Source organism: Bradyrhizobium sp. USDA 4501 (assembly GCF_054062115.1).
The window spans coordinates 6,710,856-6,730,390 of sequence record NZ_JBSSEX010000001.1 but is presented as its reverse complement, the minus strand read 5'-3'; the positions used below and the strand labels follow the sequence as shown (position 1 = coordinate 6,730,390).

At 64.7% G+C, this 19,535-nt stretch carries 21 protein-coding genes and 1 tRNA gene; 5 read left to right on the top strand and 17 right to left on the bottom strand.

Features of this window, described 5'->3' with window-relative positions:
- Positions 1 to 73: 73 nt before the first annotated feature.
- Both ACVWZM_RS30990 and ACVWZM_RS30985 read right to left on the bottom strand, forming a co-directional pair.
- Entirely contained in the window at positions 74 to 2,023 is a 1,950-nt protein-coding gene (locus ACVWZM_RS30990; protein ID WP_076823884.1) for a molybdopterin biosynthesis protein, read from the bottom strand.
- Between the two features lie 9 nt (positions 2,024 to 2,032).
- Positions 2,033 to 3,154: a molybdopterin-binding protein gene (locus ACVWZM_RS30985; RefSeq protein ID WP_076823882.1), complete on the bottom strand. Its 1,122-nt coding sequence runs from the start codon at positions 3,152 to 3,154 to the stop codon at positions 2,033 to 2,035.
- A gap of 185 nt (positions 3,155 to 3,339) precedes the next feature.
- On the opposite strand from ACVWZM_RS30985, the gene ACVWZM_RS30980 reads away from it, so the two are divergent.
- Positions 3,340 to 4,551, top strand: coding sequence for an ABC transporter substrate-binding protein (locus ACVWZM_RS30980; protein ID WP_076823879.1), 1,212 nt, complete (start codon positions 3,340 to 3,342; stop codon positions 4,549 to 4,551).
- A 126-nt stretch (positions 4,552 to 4,677) separates the two neighbouring features.
- On the opposite strand, the gene ACVWZM_RS30975 is transcribed toward ACVWZM_RS30980, so the two are convergent.
- Positions 4,678 to 5,646, bottom strand: coding sequence for a TAXI family TRAP transporter solute-binding subunit (locus tag ACVWZM_RS30975; RefSeq protein WP_057014857.1), 969 nt, complete (start codon positions 5,644 to 5,646; stop codon positions 4,678 to 4,680).
- A 119-nt stretch (positions 5,647 to 5,765) separates the two neighbouring features.
- On the opposite strand from ACVWZM_RS30975, the gene ACVWZM_RS30970 reads away from it, so the two are divergent.
- Both ACVWZM_RS30970 and ACVWZM_RS30965 read left to right on the top strand, forming a co-directional pair.
- Positions 5,766 to 6,734 (top strand): Bug family tripartite tricarboxylate transporter substrate binding protein, encoded by a 969-nt coding sequence (locus tag ACVWZM_RS30970; protein ID WP_456855510.1) that lies wholly within the window; start codon positions 5,766 to 5,768, stop codon positions 6,732 to 6,734.
- 191 nt (positions 6,735 to 6,925) lie between these two features.
- Positions 6,926 to 7,001, top strand: a tRNA-Ile gene (locus ACVWZM_RS30965).
- A 20-nt stretch (positions 7,002 to 7,021) separates the two neighbouring features.
- Here the strand turns inward: ACVWZM_RS30965 and ACVWZM_RS30960 are convergent.
- A complete protein-coding gene (locus ACVWZM_RS30960; RefSeq protein WP_057021007.1) occupies positions 7,022 to 7,819 on the bottom strand; it encodes a helix-turn-helix transcriptional regulator in 798 nt (265 codons plus the stop codon).
- Positions 7,820 to 7,981: 162 nt separating this feature from the next.
- Here ACVWZM_RS30960 and ACVWZM_RS30955 point away from each other — a divergent pair, with 162 nt between their 5' ends.
- Together ACVWZM_RS30955 and ACVWZM_RS30950 are read left to right on the top strand one after the other, a co-directional pair.
- Positions 7,982 to 8,173 (top strand): hypothetical protein, encoded by a 192-nt coding sequence (locus ACVWZM_RS30955; protein ID WP_076823877.1) that lies wholly within the window; start codon positions 7,982 to 7,984, stop codon positions 8,171 to 8,173.
- Between the two features lie 246 nt (positions 8,174 to 8,419).
- Entirely contained in the window at positions 8,420 to 8,590 is a 171-nt protein-coding gene (locus ACVWZM_RS30950; RefSeq protein WP_244558641.1) for a hypothetical protein, read from the top strand.
- Positions 8,591 to 8,705: 115 nt separating this feature from the next.
- On the opposite strand, the gene ACVWZM_RS30945 is transcribed toward ACVWZM_RS30950, so the two are convergent.
- From ACVWZM_RS30945 to ACVWZM_RS30885, 13 genes are all read right to left on the bottom strand, one after another.
- Positions 8,706 to 8,891, bottom strand: a complete 186-nt coding sequence (locus ACVWZM_RS30945) for a hypothetical protein (RefSeq protein WP_456855509.1) — start codon at positions 8,889 to 8,891, stop codon at positions 8,706 to 8,708.
- A gap of 334 nt (positions 8,892 to 9,225) precedes the next feature.
- Positions 9,226 to 10,209: a dihydroxyacetone kinase subunit DhaK gene (dhaK, locus tag ACVWZM_RS30940; protein ID WP_076823874.1), complete on the bottom strand. Its 984-nt coding sequence runs from the start codon at positions 10,207 to 10,209 to the stop codon at positions 9,226 to 9,228.
- A gap of 37 nt (positions 10,210 to 10,246) precedes the next feature.
- Complete coding sequence (locus ACVWZM_RS30935; protein ID WP_057021010.1) at positions 10,247 to 10,669, bottom strand: hypothetical protein; 423 nt, start codon at positions 10,667 to 10,669, stop codon at positions 10,247 to 10,249.
- On the bottom strand, positions 10,662 to 12,281 hold the full coding sequence (gene ptsP, locus ACVWZM_RS30930; RefSeq protein WP_076823870.1) for a phosphoenolpyruvate--protein phosphotransferase: 1,620 nt from the start codon (positions 12,279 to 12,281) through the stop codon (positions 10,662 to 10,664). Before ptsP ends, ACVWZM_RS30935 begins: the two co-directional genes overlap by 8 nt.
- Before the next feature lies 1 nt (position 12,282).
- Entirely contained in the window at positions 12,283 to 12,585 is a 303-nt protein-coding gene (locus ACVWZM_RS30925; RefSeq protein WP_233475452.1) for an HPr family phosphocarrier protein, read from the bottom strand.
- 31 nt (positions 12,586 to 12,616) lie between these two features.
- Entirely contained in the window at positions 12,617 to 13,009 is a 393-nt protein-coding gene (gene dhaM, locus ACVWZM_RS30920; protein ID WP_028163196.1) for a dihydroxyacetone kinase phosphoryl donor subunit DhaM, read from the bottom strand.
- Positions 13,006 to 13,629 (bottom strand): dihydroxyacetone kinase subunit DhaL, encoded by a 624-nt coding sequence (gene dhaL / locus ACVWZM_RS30915; RefSeq protein ID WP_057021013.1) that lies wholly within the window; start codon positions 13,627 to 13,629, stop codon positions 13,006 to 13,008. Before dhaL ends, dhaM begins: the two co-directional genes overlap by 4 nt.
- Positions 13,630 to 13,650: 21 nt before the next feature.
- Positions 13,651 to 14,676 carry an ABC transporter ATP-binding protein gene (locus ACVWZM_RS30910; protein ID WP_076823867.1) on the bottom strand — a complete coding sequence of 342 codons (1,026 nt, stop codon included), beginning with the start codon at positions 14,674 to 14,676 and terminating at the stop codon, positions 13,651 to 13,653.
- Complete coding sequence (locus ACVWZM_RS30905) at positions 14,669 to 15,766, bottom strand: ABC transporter ATP-binding protein (protein WP_456855508.1); 1,098 nt, start codon at positions 15,764 to 15,766, stop codon at positions 14,669 to 14,671. Before ACVWZM_RS30905 ends, ACVWZM_RS30910 begins: the two co-directional genes overlap by 8 nt.
- A 4-nt stretch (positions 15,767 to 15,770) precedes the next feature.
- On the bottom strand, positions 15,771 to 15,989 hold the full coding sequence (locus tag ACVWZM_RS30900; RefSeq protein WP_057021016.1) for a hypothetical protein: 219 nt from the start codon (positions 15,987 to 15,989) through the stop codon (positions 15,771 to 15,773).
- Complete coding sequence (locus tag ACVWZM_RS30895) at positions 15,986 to 16,963, bottom strand: carbohydrate ABC transporter permease (RefSeq protein ID WP_016843403.1); 978 nt, start codon at positions 16,961 to 16,963, stop codon at positions 15,986 to 15,988. Before ACVWZM_RS30895 ends, ACVWZM_RS30900 begins: the two co-directional genes overlap by 4 nt.
- Positions 16,960 to 17,934 carry a carbohydrate ABC transporter permease gene (locus tag ACVWZM_RS30890; protein WP_141339626.1) on the bottom strand — a complete coding sequence of 325 codons (975 nt, stop codon included), beginning with the start codon at positions 17,932 to 17,934 and terminating at the stop codon, positions 16,960 to 16,962. Before ACVWZM_RS30890 ends, ACVWZM_RS30895 begins: the two co-directional genes overlap by 4 nt.
- A 66-nt stretch (positions 17,935 to 18,000) precedes the next feature.
- Positions 18,001 to 19,359 carry an ABC transporter substrate-binding protein gene (locus tag ACVWZM_RS30885; RefSeq protein ID WP_028335636.1) on the bottom strand — a complete coding sequence of 453 codons (1,359 nt, stop codon included), beginning with the start codon at positions 19,357 to 19,359 and terminating at the stop codon, positions 18,001 to 18,003.
- Between the last annotated feature and the right edge of the window lie 176 nt (positions 19,360 to 19,535).

The window sequence follows — 19,535 nt, the reverse complement described above, 5'->3', positions numbered from 1 at the left end:
GCCCGCCGCGGCGTATGGGTTCCTGCTTTCGCAGGGACGACAGCTGTGATGGTGCGGCAGAGCGGCACACCGGCTACGCCGGCCTGAACCCCGCCTTCGTCAATGCAGCCCGCCCTTCATCCGACGCCAGTGCGTCGAGAAAGGCCTGCACTGCGGGCCGCTGCTTGCGCGCCGTCACCAATGCGAAGTCATAATGCTCTTCGGCGAGCGGTATGAAGCCGAGTCCGGACGCATCGGCGACCGGCGCGATGGTCATGCCCCAGTCGGCGCGGTGCTGCGCCACCGCGGCCGCAACCGCATTGTGCGAGCGCGGCTGATTCCAGTAACCGTCGGGCCGGCTGCCCGCCAGCAAGCGATCGATCAGGATGCGGGTGCCGGCGCCCTGGTTGCGGTTGACCATGATGCAGGCGGGATCGGCGAGCGCGGCGCGCACCGCCTGTTCTGCACTCAAGCCGGCAAAGCGCGTGTCGTCCTTGCGAAACACGATGCCCTGCATGCGCCGCCAGCCCGGCACCAGTTCGAGCCCGTCGGCCAGATACGGCGTGTTGTAGGTCTCGGTCTTGTCGTCGAACAAATGGATCGGGGCGAGATCGCATTCGCCGCGCTTGGCGGCAGCGAGCCCGCCGAGGCTGCCGACCGCGATCGAGCGCACCACGAGACCGGCATGCGCCAGCGGCGCGGTGACGAGATCGAGCCCGGTGCAATGGCTGCCGACGATGACGAGATCGGGCACCCGCACATGCGGCGTGAACAGCGTCACCTCGGCCTCGCTGCCGGCCGGCAACTGGTCGGCCAGCGCCTCGATCTTCAGGAAGCCGTCGGCCTGCGCGAACGAGGTGATCGCGCCCGAGCCCTTGCCGCCGGGATAGGCGATCAGGCCGTCGGCGCCCTCGACCAGCGACACCATCACGAACTCGGTACGCCCGAGCTCGGAGGCGATGCGCACCGGCACCTTCGCCGCCACCTTGGCATCCGATCGCGGCGGCAGCCCGGCCATCCGCCGCAGCACCGGCACGATCATGTCGTGGAAGGTGAACATCGCCGAGGTCGGAAAGCCCGGCAGGATGACCACCGGCTTGCCGTCGCACACCGCAAGGCACAGCGGCTTGCCGGGCTTCAGCGCCACGCCATGCGCGATGATGCCGGGCTTGCCGAGGCGAGCGATGATCCGGTGCGAGACGTCACCCGCGCCCTTAGAGGTGCCGCCCGACAGCACCAGCATGTCGCTGTCCGCCAGCGCCTTGCGCATCGCGGCCTCGAGCGTCGCCTCATTGTCGGCGATCGCGCCAAGGAACGACGCGTCACCGCCGTTCTCGGCAATCGCCGCGGTGACGATCGCACCATTGGTGTCGTAGATCGCGGCCGGCCGAAGCTTCTCACCCGGCTGCACCAGTTCGTCGCCGGTCGAGAGGATCGCGACGCGCGGACGGCGCGTCACCGCAACCTCGGCGATACCACAGGCCGCGAGCATGCCGATCTCGCGCGACCCGATCATCGTTCCCGCGCGCAGCAGGGCCTCGCCGCGCGCGATGTCGGAGCCGGCATAGGACACGAACTGGCCGGGCGACGCCGCACGCCGGACCTCGATGGTGCCGTGGCCGGCAGGCTGGGTGTGCTCGACCATCACGATGGCATCAGCGCCGCGCGGTACCGGACCGCCGGTCGCAATCGCGGTTGCAGTACCCGGGAGCACCGGCATGGTGGGCGCGGTCCCGCACGAAATCGTCTCGTCGTTCAGCGCGAGCTGCACCGGCGCGGCCTCGCCGGCGCGCGCCAGATCGGCCGAGCGCACCGCAAAGCCGTCGACATTGGAGCGATCGAATGGCGGCACGTCGATCGGCGCCACCACGTCCTCCGCCAGCGCACGGCCGAGCGCATCGGCGAGCAGCCGTTTCTCGGACGGCAATTGGCGCGGGAACAGCGCCGCCTCGAAGCGCGCGAGCGCCTCCTCGCGCGACAGGATGGTCAGGAACTGGTCCTGCTCGACGGAAGGGTTGGGTTTCGGCGTGAACGTGTTGCTCATCTCGGGAACTCACTCCCGCAACATATAGGCATCGACCACCGTGCCCGCACCAAAGCCCTCGGCATCGCCAGGCACGATCAGCAGGGCTTCGGCGCGCGCGACGGCATCGAGCGACAGGTCGCCGATGGCAAGTGCCGCCCAGGAATCCTGTTGAGTACCTTGCGCACGTATCAGCAGCACGACCTCGGCAACGCCGACGCCGGAGGCGATCTTGCGTTCCAGCGGCAGCGCCAGTGTTTTGCGCGCGCGCCGGCCCGACAGGCGGTCGAGCAGGGGAAGCGCAATCGCCCACCAGGCCGCGAAAGCCTGATCCGGCGCGCCCGGCAAGGCGACGACCGGCGTTGTGTGGATACGGCCGACCGCTGCGGTGCGCCCCGGTTGCAGGGCAATGCCGTGCGCGATCAGTGCGCCACGCGTTGCCAGCGCATTCACCGCGGCATCGGTGTGACCAACGCCGGTGCCGCCGATCGTGACCATCAGATCGCAGCCGTCTGGTTCGAGTGCGTTTGCAATCGCCGCCACATCGGGTGCCGCCTCGATGCCGACGACCTCAGCGCCCGCGAGGCGCGCGGTGTCAGCGATCAGTTGTGCGGTCAGCTCACCATTGGCGACGTTGACGATGCGAAGCCGCGGCCGTCGCACGCGCAACATCTGCAGTCCGGCCGCGCGCGCGAGCAGCAGGCCGCGCGGCAGCAGCGGCTCCCCTGCTGCGATCACGGTGCGCCCAACGGCGATGTCGCTGCCGACACGCCTGACGCCCTGCCCCGGGATTGCTTCGGCGAGCACCTGCGCAAGCGGACCGGAGGTATCGACGGCATCGGCATCGACCACGCAGTCGGTGCCATCAGGCATCGCAGCGCCTGCCGCCACCCAGACCGGAGGTTCGGCCAGCGGCAACGGCGCATAGGACGACGCGCCGACCAGGTCATTGGCGCGCATCGCCCACCCGTCGCTGACCGCGACATCGCGCGGCGGATAGGCGCGCAAGGCCGGCATCTCGGCCGCAATGCAGCGCAAGGCGTCGGCCGGCGGCAACGCGATCGGCTGGACCGGCCCGACGTCGCGCAGCACGGCAGCCAGTGCCGCAACGAGCGGGGTGAGCGAAGGCGGAAGGCGCTGGGCGGTGACCATGGCCCGCTATGAACTGAATCGGCCCCGAAAGAAACTGTCTCTCGCCGCACCGGGGCTGCGTCATTAGACCGATGGCGCGTTGACGCGGTCCCCAATATAGTTGCAAAAGAAACCAATATGACCGGGTCGCCGAAGGCCCGGCACAACCAATAATGGCCAATGCGCCAATTCAGGAGGGAGACAGAATGAAGGCCACCAGATTAGCCATGTTCGGGACGCTCGCAGCCACGCTGCTGGCCTCCCCGAGCGTATCGGCGCAGGTATCCGACGACATCGTCAAGATCGGCGTGCTGACCGACATGAACGGCCCCGCCTCGACGCCGACCGGCCAGGGCTCGGTCACCGCCGCGCAGATGGCCGTCGACGATTTCGGCGGCAAGGTGCTCGGCAAGCCAATCTCGGTGATCGTCGGCGATCACCAGCTCAAGCCGGATATCGGCGCGACCATCGCGCGACGCTGGTATGACGTCGATCAGGTCGACCTCATCGTCGACGTGCCGGTCTCGGCGGTCGGGCTCGCGGTGCAGAACATGGCCAACGAGAAGAAGAAGCTTTTCATCACGCATTCGACCGGCGCGACCGATTTCCACGGCAAGTTCTGCTCGCCCTACGCGATACAGTGGGTATTCGACACCAGGGCGCTCGCGGTCGGCACCGCGCAGGAGGTGGTGAAGCGCGGCGGCGACAGCTGGTTCTTCATCACCGACGATTATGCGTTCGGTCACTCGCTGGAGAAGGACGCCTCCGCGATCGTGACCAAGAACGGCGGCAAGGTGCTCGGCGCGGTGCGGCCGCCGTTTGCGACGCCCGATCTGTCGTCCTTCATCCTGCAGGCGCAGGCCTCGAAGGCCAAGATCATCGGCATTGCCGGCGGACCGCCCAACAACACCAACGAGATCAAGACCGCCGCCGAGTTCGGCGTCTTCGCCGGCGGGCAGCAGATGGCGGCGCTGCTGGCGCTGATCACCGACATCCACTCGATCGGGCTGTCGGCCGCGCAGGGCCTGCTGCTGACCACCTCGTTCTACTGGGACATGGACGACAAGACCCGCGAGTGGTCGAAGCGCTATTTCGCCAAGATGAACCGGATGCCGACGATGTGGCAGGCCGGCGTCTACTCCTCCGTGACCGCCTATCTGAACGCGATCAAGGATGCCGGCACCGACGATCCGCTCAAGGTCGCGGCCAAGATGCGCGAGAAGCCGGTCGAGGACTTCTTCGCCCGCAACGGCAAGCTGCGCGAGGACAATCTGATGGTGCACGACCTCTGGCTGGTGCAGGTCAAGACCCCGGCCGAGTCGAAATATCCGTGGGACTATTACAAGATCCTGGCCAAGATCTCGGGCGAGGACGCGTTCGGCCCGCCGGACCCGGCCTGCGCGATGGCGAAGAAATGACGACCGAAGGTCGTCATTCCGGGGCGATGCGTCAGCATCGAACCCGGAATCTCGAGATTCCGGGTTCGCGCTTCGCGCGCCCCGGAATGACCTCTGCATAGACGCGATAGCGCGTCCATGCAGAAGTCATTTCGCCGCCCCGATCTCGCGGAAATATCTGAGCACGCCGGGGTGGATCAGGTTGATATCAGGCGCGGCGGCGAGCGTGTTCGCCGCCGTGGTCTCGCACGCCTGGGCGAGCTTCGTGCAGAAGGTCGCTTCGATGCCGTGCAGCGTTTTCGCCAGCCGGTAGGCGACGTCGTCGGGCAAGGTCTCGCGCACCAGGATGTAGCTCCAGGAGCCGACCGAAGAGATTGCCGCGGTCTGCTTCGGATAGCTGCCGGCGGGGATCGTCAGCGGCTTGAGGAACGTGTGCTTGGCGCGGATGCGGGCGATCTCGTCCGCGGTCGGCGCGATGAAGCGCGCGCCGGTGGCGCTCTCGGCCATCTTGGTGAAGCCGGGCCAGCCGATGCCGGCGCCCCACAGTGCGGCGGCGCGGCCATCCTCAACCATCGCGGGCCCGTCGCCGGCGCGATCGAGATAGATCGACTTGAAGTCCTCGTCCTGCTTCAGCCCGATGCCGTCGAGGATGTAGCGCGACAGGATCGGCAGGCCGGAGCCCTTGGCGCCGAACGCGACGGGCTGGCCGACCAGGTCCTGGATAGTCTTGTAGGGACTGTCCGCGCGCACCACGAACATGCCCGGGCTCGAATACATCGCGGTGAGGATCTTCAGCTTCGTGGCCTTCGGCCGGCCGATGCCCATGAAGGCTTCATAGGACGGCTCGCCCGCCACGGTCGCGATATCGACGTTGCCGGCCTCGAGCAGCGGGATGTTCTCATTGGAGCCCTTGGTGTTGCGCGGCTCGATCGACAGCGTCGGGTCGGCCGCATTCATCACCTCGGCGAAGGCATTGCCATAGAGCGGAAAGCCGCCACCCGGCGTCGCCGTGGCGAAACTGATCGTGGTCTTGGAAATGGTCTTGCTCCCCTCTTGCGCCGCCGCCCCGTCCGCGAGCAGCAGCGCGCCGGCGCACATCATAACAGCGAATTTCATCCCGAGCCTCAAGCATTCCACACGAACCCGACTATCGTCGCACGGGCGACGTCGTAGGCAAAGCCAGCGTTTTGTGAAACCATGCCGGCAACAGTCACAAGAAAATGACGGGAGAGACGATGATCCAGTTCGCGCGTGTCGCCTTGCTTGGTTTGATTTGCTGCCTCGCCTCGATTGCCCCCTCATCCGCATCCGACTATCCGAACCGCCCGGTGCGCTGGGTGATCGGGTTTGCCGCCGGCGGTCCGGTCGACATCGTCGCCCGCATCATGAGCCAGTGGCTGTCGGATCATTTCGGCCAGCAATTCATCGTCGAGAATCGCACCGGATCGGGCGGCAACATCGCCGCCGCGGCCGCTATCAACTCGCCGGCTGACGGCTATACGCTGTTGTTCGTCGCGCCCAACAATGCGATCTCGACCTCGCTCTACAAGAAGCTGCCGTTCGACTTCCTGCGCGATACCAGCCCGGTCGCGAGCATCATGCAGCTCACCAACATGCTGGTGGTCTCGAACGCGATGCCGGTGAAGACCGTCCAGGAGTTCATCGACTACTGCAAGGCCAATCCGGGCAAGATCTCCTATGCCTCTTCGGGCAACGGCACCTCGGTGCACATGTCGGCCGAGTTGTTCAAGGCGATGACCAAGTGCGACATGCTGCATGTGCCGTATCGGGGATCCGCGATCGCCTTCCCCGACATCATCTCCAACAAGGTGCAGCTGATCTTCGACAATCTGCCGTCGGCGCTGGAGCAGGCCCGCGGCGGCAACGTCCGCGCGCTCGGCGTCACCTCGCCGAAACGCTGGGCGAGCGTGCCCGACGTGCCGGCGATCGCCGAGACCGTGCCGGGATTCGAGGCGGTCGGCTTCTACGGCATCTCGGCGCCGAAGGGCACCCCGCCCGAGATCGTCGATGCGCTCAACAAGGCGGTCGGCGAAGCGCTGAAGGACCCCAAGCTCGTGGCGCGCCTCGCCGAGGTCGGCGGCATCCCGAAGCCGATGGCCCCGGCCGAATTCGGCAAGCTGGTGGCCGACGAGACCGAGAAATGGCGCAAAGTCGTCGAGTTTGCAGGCGTCTCAGTGGATTAGGGCGCCGGTCGCCAGAAAGACGGAGGGCCAGGCAGGATGGCTGCCGGCCGCTGTTCCAGCATGCCAGCCGCGAGACGTGGCTGCCCGGCGGCGATGGCAGGGACGCGGGGGCGGCATTGCCGAAACCGCAGCCAGCCTGTAAACGGAGCCCGCACCGTTGCCGGCCGCGCCCCACGGCCCGCAAGGCGGCGGGGCCTGTAGCTCAATGGTTAGAGCCGGCCGCTCATAACGGTCTGGTTGCAGGTTCGAGTCCTGCCGGGCCCACCAGCAAATCAACTGTAAGTTCGTTATCGCAGCTTGCCGAGCCACAGCGCGGTGAGCGCCGAGCGATTACGCACGCCGAACTTGGCGTAGATCGACTTGACGTGGAAATGCGTGGTGTTCGGACTTTGGTCAAGCCTCTGCGCGATCTGCTTTTCCGTGTGCCCGTCGAGCAGTGCGAGCAACACCCTGCGTTCAGCAGGTGTCAGGGGTGCATTGGCGATGAGCAGGCCGTGGCTGAGCAGTTGCTGACGGTGAAACCATCTCAACCCGCGCATCACGAAGCCCAGACGCTGGCCGTCCTGTGCCGAGAAGCGAGGGGCCTCCGCATCGCGAAATACGAACAGGCGAATCCTCACGTCGTCGTTGAGCGCAATGCGCACGGAGATGCTGTCGGCGAATCCGACGTCCAGATAGTGCCGCCGATAGTGCTCGCCCTCGAACCATTCCGGCGGCAGCGCTTCGAACAGCAGGCGGACCCGGAACGGCTCATCTCCCGACATGGAAAGGATCTGAGACAGGTCGACGTCGCGGGACCAGAGCGTATCGAACTGCTTCTGCACGGATGCTGCCACCGCCGGTATCGGGTCCAGCACCCGGACGAGGCGCGGACGCCAACCGAGCAAGGGATCGGCCCGCTTCGGCGACGGCAATCGCACGACCACACCCCATAGCACATTGCGTGCCGACAACATGGTACGCAGTGCGGCTAGCAGATGTGTCAGTGCGGCGTCGCCGTCGCCGACGGAAAACTCGGCCAGCCGATCCCAGAGTGCATAGACATCTTGATTCTGCGGATTGGTGGAATCCGTGGATAGATACATGTCCCCCCCCCCCGAAACGAGTGCGCAGATCACCGACCTTCGAGCATAGGAGACACCGGACCACCTTTCTAGGTAGTTCCCAGACGCATCAACTGGCGAGATATTCAGTGCGGGTGTTGGGAAGACTGGCCTTCTCACCGTCACGATATTCGGAGATTAACGATGCGCACAGCAACGGGCGCGCGCCGGCTTGACACGCCCGACGACGACCGGACGCAGCGGCGGTGGCGTCTCGGCTTTTTCATCGCCCTATTATGCGCCGTTTTGATTGCACTCGCGGCCTTCACGCAGGAGCAACCTGCTAAAGCGTTGATCCGCCCCACTGGCCCGCTGCCGGCGATCAACATTCCCTGATCGAGGCGCTGTTGGCGCACCATTTGCCTGGAGCCGAGATTTCATTTGCATTGGAAATTGTGGATCCAGACCGTTCACGATCGGGCATCTTTGCTCATGCTGATTTCGGTTTGCCTTTGGCCCTGCTTTGTCTGGGCATTCTGGGAGATCGAAGAAGCCCCCGTCGCCGAGAGCCGAATCGCGGGCTCGTGCGTGAAGCACGATGCTCGCTGACGCCCAGTCATTAACCAACTCCTGGAGATCATCATGCGCGCCGCTGCAGCTGCTGCGATTGCTAACGCTTTTGTCCGGGTATTCCCCGCATCGTCATTGCAGGCAAACGTCCTCAAGGAGACCGCGTTGTTCTGTGGAGCCGCCCTCTTGGTGTGGCTGCTGTCGATGACTTATGGGCTGGATCTTAGTGCCGGATTCTTCTAGCCGATCAGCATCTGATTTTGCGCTTGCTTCGGTATCCAAGCCCGTTGAGCCACATGTGCAGGGCTCGTCGCGCTCTTCAGGGTCAAGTTCATAGAAGGACGCGGAAATGCGCTGCTCAGACGTCTTGCTCTGCGGCTCGAAATCCTGGGTTGAAGCCGCCGGCTATCTCGCATCTCTTCTCGTCTTCGCCACGTTTTGCATGAAGACGATGCTCCAGCTCAGGATCACGGCCATCTTGAGCAATGTCGCGTTCATCGCATATGCGTTCTTCGACGGCTTGTATCCAATCCTCATCCTTCACTCGGTTCTGCTGCCTCTTAACGCTGTCCGAACAGTCCAAATGCTCCGCATCAGGCGAATTGTGGAGCAAGCATCCAGGAGCGAATTCACAACCGAACCGCTATGCCCGTTCATGGTTGCAGGTTCGAGTCCTGCCGGGCCCAGCAATAAATCAATGGCTTGGCACTCACGATCGCCGAAGCCCTTGTCTCCTCCACGCAAAAAAGATGCCGCGCCCGAAGGACACGGCAAGTTTCAGGGAGGGTGAACCGGCAGACTTCCGGTGCATGCCTGAGACCCCGGCCCATCGTCGATCGGGGCGCAATCTGAAAATCAGCGGCCGCCCACCACAGCAGTCACCATTTCAATGCGGCCGTACGCACGGGATGATCCCAGAGCCCGGTGGTCTCGCTGTCGAGCAGGCTTACGGTGAGCGAGCAACCCGCCATGTCCAGCGATGTGACATAGCTGCCAACCAGCGAACGGGCGATGCGCAGGCCCCGCTCCTCGAGCATCCGGCGCGTCGCGTTGTACATCAGATAGAGCTCGATCGTCGGCGTGCCGCCGAAGCCGTTGACGAGCAGCAGGGCCTCGGAGCCCGCGGGCGCCGCGAGATCGCCGGCGATCGCTGCCGTCATCTCCGATGCGATCGCATCGGCCTCTGCGAGCTTGACGCGGCGGCGGCCAGGCTCGCCGTGAATGCCGACTCCCATCTCCATCTCGTCTTCGGCAAGTGCAAAGGTCGGCGTGCCCGCAGCCGGGACGGTGCAGCTGGTCAGCGCAACGCCCATCGAGCGCGTCTGTGCGTTGATGCGCTCGCCGAGCGCCACGCAGGTCTTAAGATCGGCGCCCTTCTCGGCCGCGGCGCCGACGATCTTCTCGACGATCAGGGTGCCGGCGACGCCGCGCCGCCCGGCGCTGTAGGTCGACTTCTCGACCGCGACATCGTCATCGGTCACGATGGTGGCGATGCGACCCTCGGCGATCTCGGCTGCCATCTCGAAGTTCATGCGGTCGCCGGCATAGTTCTTGACGATGAACAGGACGCCGGCATCGCCCGCGACCGCCTGTGCGGCCTCGACGATCTGGTCCGGCGTCGGCGAAGTGAACACCTGGCCGGGACAGGCGGCATCCAGCATGCCGTAACCGACGAAGCCCGCATGCAGCGGCTCGTGCCCGCTGCCGCCGCCCGAGACCAGCGCAACTTTCTTCGAGTTCAGCTCGCGGCGGCGGACGAATTTGCGCTCGGCGCCCAGCACAACCAGATCGGCGTGCGCGGCCGCGAAACCGTCGAGGCTTTCGCCGAGCACGTTGTCGACCGAATTGATGAACTTCTTCATGGTGTCCTCCCCGCTTGGTCCGTTTGGCGTTTCTCGCCTATTTTTCCCGCATGATGTCAATCAGTCGCCGCGTGAACTCCTGGAGCAGCGTGTCAAGCTCGGCGTTGCGCTTGGTGCTGCCGAGGTCCGGCAGATGCAGCGTCAGCGTCCGCTCGTGCGAGCCTTCGCTCAACCGGCCGACGCGGCGCGGATGTGCGCGCGCATAGGCGCGAAGGAAGGCTGCCTTCGCCTGTGGCGGGAAGTGGCAGACATCGAAGATCGTGTTGAGATGCTGCACCGGGATCGGCACCGGATATGCGGGATTGCTGATCTGGCTGACGAAGCTGCGGTTCTTGCCCATGGCATGGGCCAGTCGAAGCCGCATGCCGGACGGGCGGCTCTCAAGGACTTCCTTGAAGATGCGCTTGTAGACCGCAACCGCGCCCGCTTCGGGCGCTTCATCGGCCGCCGTGTCAGCCAACGCTGCCTCCGCTGCTCAGCCGGTCAATGGTGTGCTTGATCTGCGCCAGCGCCGAGGCGTTCACGGACAATTCGCGCAGTCCGCAATTCAGCAAGGCGGGCAGGCAGCGCTGATCACCGGCCATGTCGCCGCAGAGGCTGACACTGATGCCGGCGCGGCGGCCGTGCTCCGCGGTCCGCGCGATCAGTTCGAGCACTGCGGGATGCAGAGGGTCCATCAAGGGGGCGAGAGCTCCGTTGGAACGATCGCAGGCCAGGACATATTGCGCGAGATCGTTCGAGCCGATCGAGAAGAAGGCGGCCTTGAAGCTAGATACCGCAAGGGCCGCCGCCGGGACTTCAACCATGATTCCCAGATCGGGAAGCATTGCGGCAATGCCGTCCGCCTGCAAGCGCTGCACGGCATCGGCGAACAGCTTCCGTCCCGCCTCGAGCTCGTCCGCCGAGGTGACCATCGGGAACATGACCTTGAGATTGCCGCGCACCGCGGCCCGCGCCAGCGCGCGGAGCTGAACCGCAAAGATCTCGGGCCGGGCGAGGCACAGGCGCAGGCCGCGCACCCCGAGGAACGGATTGGCTTCGCCGTCCACCGTGAAGCCCGGCACCGGCTTGTCGCCGCCCGCGTCAAACGTGCGAATGGTGACCGGTCGCCGGTCTGCCCAACGCAACACCGCATCGTAAGCCTGAAACTGTGTCTCTTCGTCGGGCAGGCCACCGCGCTCCGTCAGCAGGAACTCGGTGCGCATCAGGCCGATGCCGTCGGCATATTGCGCGTCGGCATGCTCGAGATCCTCGACGCGCTGGATATTGATGAAGAGCTTGATCCGCTCGCCGCGCCAGGAGGCTGTCGGCCGCCGCAGGATTGCGCGCGCGGATGCCCTGCTCTTGAGATGGCTGTCGCGCCGCTTCTCGAAAGTACGGACCTGTTCGGCATTGGGATCGAGTTCCAGCATCGCGCCTTCGCCGTCGAGCAACGCCATGGTGCCGATGTCTGGAATTGAACCGAGCTGCACCACCATCGGGATGCCGCGCGCGCGCGCCAGCATCGCGACATGGCTGGTCGGGCTGCCGCGCAACAGCGCCAGGCCGCCGCCGCCGGACCAGTCAATCTCGAGGAATCGCGATGGCGGCAGATCGTCGGCGCAGACCACGCCCCCGCTCGGGATCTTCAGCGGCTGCCCCTGGTCGCCGCGCAGAATGTGGACCACGCGGTCGCGCAAATCCGCAAGATCGGAGGAACGCGCTTTCAGATAGTCGTCCGGTGCGGAATTGTAGTCGGCGATGTGCGCGTCGAGCGTCGAACGCCATGCGACATCGGCCGGACGTCCCTCGCCGATCGACGCGAAGATCGCCTCGATCAAATCCTCATCCTCCAGCAGCGCAACCTGGAATTCGAGAATCTGCGCAGCTTCGCCGCCGGCGCTGGCGGCAAGATCCGCGATCTGGCCACTCGCGACGTCGATCGCATTGCGCAAGGCCAGCGCCTCCTCGACCAGTGTGCCGGCCACGCGCTCGCCGGCCGCGCCCGCATCGACACGGACAAACGGGCCATGGGCAAAGCCGATCGAGGCGGTCCTGCCGCGGTAGGCCAGACCTGCAGCGCCGCCCTGCATGCTATGGTGCTCCATCCGGAAAATCGCTTGCGATCAGATCGACCAGCGTCGCGACCGCGGCCTCGGCATCGCTACCGGAGGCCTTGATCTCGATCGTGCTGCCATGTGCCGCGCGCATTGCCATGATCTTGGCCACGCTCTTGGCATTGATCCATTCAGGCGCGCCCGCGACCCGCACCGAGATCTGAGCCTGGAACTTCTTGGCGAGCTTGGTCAGCTTGACCGCGGGGCGCGCGTGCATGCCAACCGCATGCACCAACCGCACACTGCCGGTGAAGATCTGTTCGTCCGCTTTATCAAGCATGCTCATCATCCATCATCGCTTCCCCGCCGGCTCAGTCGGCAGAGAGTTCCTCGGCCACGGCCCTGACCTGGGCCAGCGAGCTGCCGCCCGCAGCTTCGGTCGCCGCCATGACGGCGCCCTCGACGATCGGGGCGTTGCAGACGACAACGAGATCACGCCGCGCCGGCTCCAGCATTTCGACCGCCATTTCGCTGTTCGTCTCGGCGCCGCCGAGGTCGACAAGCACAGCAACGCCTTTTGATGACCAGGCATCGTTGATGGCGTCGATGATCAGCGGCACGCTGGTGCCGAGACCACCATCGGGATTGCCGCCGCAGAAGGCGACCTTGACCTCGCTGCCGACCATCTGCCGCACCATGTCCGCGGTTCCCTTGGCGATATCCCGGGAATGCGAGACGATCACGATCCCTACGGTATCGGTCATTGCCGCGCCTCCAGGCCAGCGCACACAGCGTGCAGCAGAACGCAGCTCGATCGTGCCCCCGGATCGACATGACCGACGCTGCGCGCACCGAGGAACGACGCCCGGCCCTTGGTGGCTTGCATCGGCACTGTGCGCTCAACCGCTTCAGCCGCGGTGATGCGCACCCGCTCGATCAGATCGGGCTGGCCGGCGCCCGCTTTCAGTGTCTCCAGCACCGGAACGAGCACATCGAGCATCGTCTTCTCGCCGGCCTGCGAGCGGCCGCGCGCGCTCACCGCGTCCACTCCGCTACCGAACACGTCGGCGAGATCGTCGGGCAGGTGTTTGTCTTGCGACAGCGCCTCGCCCGCGGCGAGAAAGAAACTGCCATAAAGCGGGCCGGAGGCGCCGCCGACCGTCATGACAAGGGTCTTGCCAATCGCCTTGAATGCCTCGTTGAGCGGCTGCGCCGAGATGGCATCGAGCTTGCCGAGCACGGCTTCGAAGCCGCGCTTCATGTTGGTCCCGTGGTCGCCGTCGCCGATCGCCTGGTCCAGGCTCGTGAGCTCCGGCGCGCTGGCGATGACCTGCTCGGCGGCCGCCTTGAGCAGCGACTTGAATGTCTCCGGTTGCACAGACATCTATCTGAACCTCTCGCTCCCCTATTGGACCATCGCGCCGATGCGTTGCCCCGCCCGGTCGAAACACAGCGGACGCACCAGTTGCAATTCAACCTCCTGGCCGGCCCGCAGCGGTTGGTGCGGATCCGCCAGCGTCACCAGCGTTTCGCCCTTATAGTCGAGGTGAACGTGATTCTGCTCGCCGAGATGCTCGACGCGATGCACCCGACCGACCATCTGCCCGCCGTTGCGCGCGGCGATCTGAAGGTGCTCGGTGCGGATGCCGACCGTCTCCGTTTCCGGCGGTATCGCCACATCGGACAGCAGCCGTGCGGGCAGGAAATTGATCTGGGGCGTCCCGAGCCGCGACGCGACGTAGCTGCTGGATGGATTTTCGTAGACCTCCCTCGGCGTGCCGAGCTGAAGCAGCCGGCCGTCCTTGATCACGCCGATCCTTGACGCCATCGTCATGGCTTCGACCTGGTCGTGGGTCACATAAAGGATGGTCGCGCCGAGCTCGAGCTGGATCCGCTTCAGCTCGAGGCGAAGCTCGGCGCGGAGCTTTGCATCCAGCGACGACAGCGGCTCGTCCATCAGATAGATCGAGGGATCGCGCACCAGCGCACGGCCGATCGCGACCCGCTGCATCTCACCTCCCGACAGGCGGGTGGCACGATTATTCAGCTTGCTGGCGATGTGCAGGAGCTCCGCGGTCTGCTCGACACGCTTCCGGATCAGCGGCTCCGGCACGCGCCGTGCCGGAGAGCGCAGCGGGAATGCGAGGTTGTCATAGACCGACAGATGCGGATACAGCGAATATTGCTGGAACACGAATGCGATGTCCCGTGAACCCGGCGGATCATGCGTCACATCGCGCCCGCCGATCATGACCGAACCGGCGTCGGGGCTCTCGAGCCCGGTGATCAGCCGCAGCGTCGTGGTCTTGCCGGCACCGCTCGGCCCGAGCAGGACGAGGAACTCACCGTCGTTCACGGTCAGCGAGAGGTCGCGCACTGCCTCCACCGCGCCGAAGCGCTTGCTGATGTTGCGTAAGCTGACGTCAACCATGGCGCCCCCCCTCCTCGCCGGCGGTCCTGATTGCAAGGCCGCTGCCGGCATCGAACAATGAGAGCCGACCGGAGTTGAATTCGAGGCCGACGGTCTCTCCGATCTGCACCGAGGCGCTCGACGGCAGCCGCGCCGCGACCCGTCCAGAGGCCGTGTCGATCGTGACGATCTGCGTCGTGCCGAGATATTCCGCGCCGAACACCTCGCCGCGAACGGATCCGGCGTCGGTGAATCGAATATGTTCTGGACGAATCCCGAGGGCCAGCGCAGCGCTGGGGCGGTCCTCGCGGATCTCGGGCACCACGAGCCTGGTGTCGTGAAAATTGATCGCCCGGTCACCAGATCGCAGGCCGCCCTCGAAGCGCAGGAAGTTCATCGGAGGCGAGCCGATGAAGTCGGCCACGAACATGCTGGCGGGCCGGTCGTAGACCTCCTGCGGCGTGCCGATCTGTTCCACGCGCCCCTTGTTCATGATCGCAATCTGGTCGGCCATCGACATCGCTTCGAGCTGGTCGTGGGTGACATAGACCGTGGTCGCCTTGATGCGATCGTGCAAATCGCGCAGCTCGCCGCACATCAGATGACGAAACTCGGCGTCGAGCGCGCCCAGCGGCTCGTCCATCAGGAAGGCCTTCGGGCGCCGCACCATGGCTCGCCCGAGCGCGACACGCTGGCGGTCGCCGCCCGAGAGCTTTGATGTCTTGCTCGACAGCAGATGCTCGATCCGCAGCATCCGCGCGGTCTCCTGCACCCGCTCGCGAATCTCGTGCCGCGCCATGCCCTGGCACTTCAGCGGGAAGCCGATATTCTGCCCGACATTCATATGCGGATAGAGCGCGAACAGCTGGAACACGAACGCAATATCGCGGGCGGCGGCGCGGTGGAACGTGACGTCCTCCCCGTCGAGCAGGATCTTGCCCTCGGTCGGCAGCTCGAGGCCAGCAATCATGCGTAAGGTGGTGGTCTTGCCGCAGCCGGAAGGGCCGAGCAACGCGAAGAAAGTGCCGTCGTCGATGGTGAAGGTCGACCCTTCCACCGCGGTGAACTGATCGAACGACTTGCGAAGATTTTCGATGCGGATCTGAGCCATGTCCCTATTCCGGAAAGTGGCTGACGACGACGAAGCCTACCGTGCCGGCCAGAATCGTCACGAATGAATAGCTGTAGAGATCGATCGAGAAGGGCTGCACCAGCATGAAGATGCCGCCCCCGATCAGGGTCATCGCAACGGCCTCCCAGCGCCCGCGGCTGAAGAAGCGGTGCAATGTCCCCTTGGTTCCCTTGGCCTCCTTAACAACAGCTGAACCGCTCATTTGCGCACCGCTCCGAAGGTGATGCCGCGCAACAGATGCTTGCGGAGCAGCACGGTGAACATGACGATCGGGACGACGAACAGCGTGGTCGCGGCGGCAACCGCCGGCCAGTCCTGCCCGCCCTCACCGATGATGAAAGGGATGAAGGGCGGCATGGTCTGCGCCTCGCCGCTGGTCAGCAGAACCGCGAAGGCGTATTCATTCCAGGAGAAGATCAGGCAGAAGATCGCGGTCGCCGCAATTCCGGTGACGGCCTGCGGCAGCACCACCTTGCGCAGCGCCTGCAGTCGCGTGTAGCCGTCGACGAGGGCCGCCTCCTCGTACTCGCGTGGGATCTCGTCGATGAACCCCTTGAGCAGCCAGACCGCGAGCGAGACGTTCACGGCGGTATAGAGCAGGATCATTCCGAGCCTGGTGTCGGTCAGGTTGAGCTGCCGGTACATCAGATAGATCGGGATCGCGACCGCGACCGGCGGCATCATCCGCGTCGACAAAATGAAGAACAGGAGATCGTCCGCCAGCGGAATGCGGAAGCGCGAGAAGGCGTAGGCCGCGAGCGTACCGAGGAAGACGGCGAGGAAGGTCGAACCGAACCCGATGATGAGCGAGTTGACGAAGCGCGGGACGACTTTGGACGGTCCGGCAATGACCATGTCATGCTTGCGGACCAGCTTGTCATACCAGGTCTCCGGGGGCGGCAACTTGGCGATGAAATCAGGTGTCTGGCGGGTGCGCACCGTGAACAGGTTGACATAACCTTCGAGCGTCGGCTCGAAGATCACCTTGGGCGGATAGGCGATGGCATCGCTTTGCGACTTGAAGGCGGTGGCGACGATCCAGACCAGCGGCAGGATCGTGATCAACGCATAGAGGATGACGAGAGCACCAGCGAATGCCTTGGTGCGCGGCGAGGCCTCGACGATCGAGTGTGCGCTGGATCTGGCCAGGACCGATTTGGCTACGGCAGCGGTCATCGTTGCTTCACCTTGTTGAGCGCTTTGACGTAGATGTTGGCGGCCCCGAACACGGTCACGAACAGGATGATGGCGAGCGCGGACGAATAGCCGGTGCGCCACTTCTCGAATGCCGCACGCTTCAGCGTGATCGATACGAGCTCGGTGGTCGACCCCGGCCCTCCCGAGGTCAGCAGGTTGACCATGTCGAACATCTTGAAGTTCTCGATCGCGCGAAACAGCACCGCCAGCATCAGGAACGGCACCGTCATCGGCAGCGTGATCGACCAGAACTGCCGCCAGGCCGAGGCACGATCGACTTCGGCCGCCTCATAGATATAATCCGGGATCGAGCGCAGCCCGGCGAGACAGATCAGCATCACGTACGGCGCCCACATCCAGGTGTCGACGAGCACGATGGTCCATGGCGCGAGCGCGACTTGCCCTGTCATGCTGAAAGAGCTCGGCGGCACACCGGTGAACAAGCTGATCAGATAGTTGAACGGGCCGATCTGCGGCTGCAGCAGCAGCGTCCAGAAATTACCGACAACCGCCGGCGACAGCATCATCGGCAGCAGGATGATCGTGGTCCAAAAGCTGTGGCCGCGGAACTGACGGTTGATCAGAAGCGCGAGCCCAAAGCCGACCACGACCTGCAAGGCGACCGAGCAGATCACGAATTGCGCGGTGGTCTGGAGCCGGAACCAGACGTCCTCGTCGTTGAGTATGTCGCTGAAATTGTCGAGCCCGACAAACCGCAGCGGCAGATAGGACATGCTGAGGTTGAGGCTGGTGAAGGACAGCCGGATCATCCAGACCAGCGGAAAGATGTTGATCGCGAGCAGCAGCGCAATCGTCGGCGCGACGAACAGCCACGCGATGGTCCGGTCGGACAGACCATGGCCGCGGCGCACGGCGCGGGATTTGGCGGGCTCGCTCACGCCCGGGATCGTAGCATGGTCGGGTTGCAGGATCGTCGTCATCTTGTCCATCGGCTGGTTCGTCTTCCCCGAGGCTGACCTCGGGGAAGCCAGTTCAGTTGGGACGCGGCGTTCGGGCTATTGCGAGGCGACTTGCTTGCCCTGTTCCTTGAACACCTTGGTCCAGTCCTTGACCAGGAGATCGAGCGCCTGCTGCGCCGTGCCCTTGTCGGCGACGACGTAGTCGTGCACCCGCTTCTGCATATCAAGCAGCAGCTGGGCGTAGGACGGCTCGGCCCAGAAGTCCTTGACGATACCCATCGACTCCAGGAATTGCGGCGCGAACGCCGCGCTCTTCGGGAAGTCCGGCGCGTCGACCACCGCCTTGAGCGCCGAGTAGCCGCCGATCTGCCACCATTTTTGCTGCACGGCGGGCTGCGCGAACCACTTGATATAGGCGAGCGCGTCGTCCTTGCGGTCGGAGGTCGCAACCACCGAGATGCCTTGTCCGCCGAGCTGGGTGAAGTGCCCGTTCGGGCCAGCCGGATTGACGAAGAAGCCGATCTTGTCGCCGCCCACATTCGGATCCTTGTAGAGGCCGGGGAAGAAGGCGAACCAGTTCATCTGCATCGCCACCTGGCCCGACTTGAAGGCATCGAGCCCTTCCTGCATGTAGGCGTTGGTCATGCCCGGCGCGGTGCAGCACTTGTAGAGCTCCTTGTAGAATTCGAGCCCCTTGGCCGCCTCGGCGGAATTGACGATGCCCTGCATCTGGTACGGCTTCTTCGGATTGTCGTAGCTGAAGCCGTAATTGTAGAGGACGTTGGTCACGCCCATCGTGATGCCTTCGGAGCCGCGCTCGGTGAAGATGTAGGCGCCGTAGACCTTCTTGCCGTCGATCTCGCGGCCCTGGAAGAACTCCGCGATCTGCTTCAACTCGTCATAGGTTTTCGGCGGCGCCAGATCACGACCGTACTTGGCCTTGAAAGCCGACTGAATGTCGGGCCGCGAGAACCAGTCCTTGCGATAGGTCCAGCCCACGGCGTCGGCCATCGCCGGCAGCGCCCAGTAGTTCGCCGAATTCTTCGGCCACTGCGAATAACCGACAACGGTCGCCGGGACGAAGTCGTCCATCGAGATGTGCTCTTTGTCGAAGAAATCGTTGAGCTTGACGTACCACTTGTTCTCGGCGGCGCCGCCGATCCACTGGCTGTCGCCGATGATCAGGTCGCAGAGCTTGCCGTGGGAGTTGAGCTCGTTGAGGAAGCGATCCGCGTAGCTCGTCCAGGGGACAAACTCGTACTTCATCTCGATGCCGGATTGCTTGGTGAAATCCTTGCCGAGTTCGACCAGCGCGTTGGCCGGATCCCATGCCGCCCAGCACAGCGTGAGCTGCTTACCCTGGGCCGCAGCTTCGCCTCCGCCAAATATCCCCAGCAGCGCCGCCCCGAGAACCGTGGTGGCCGCTGAGCTTCTCAGCCAATTGAATGTCCGCATATCCGTTTCCTCTCTCGTTGAAGCGTCCAACCCGCTCAGCGCGCCCTGCCGGAGCGACGCCAAGACCCTGAAACCGAGTTTGAGGAGCGATGAGTGAAGGACGAGACGGACCGCTGCCGGAGACGGCTCCGGCATGGCTTGGGCTCCTCCTGCACATCGGCGCTCGATGCGCGATG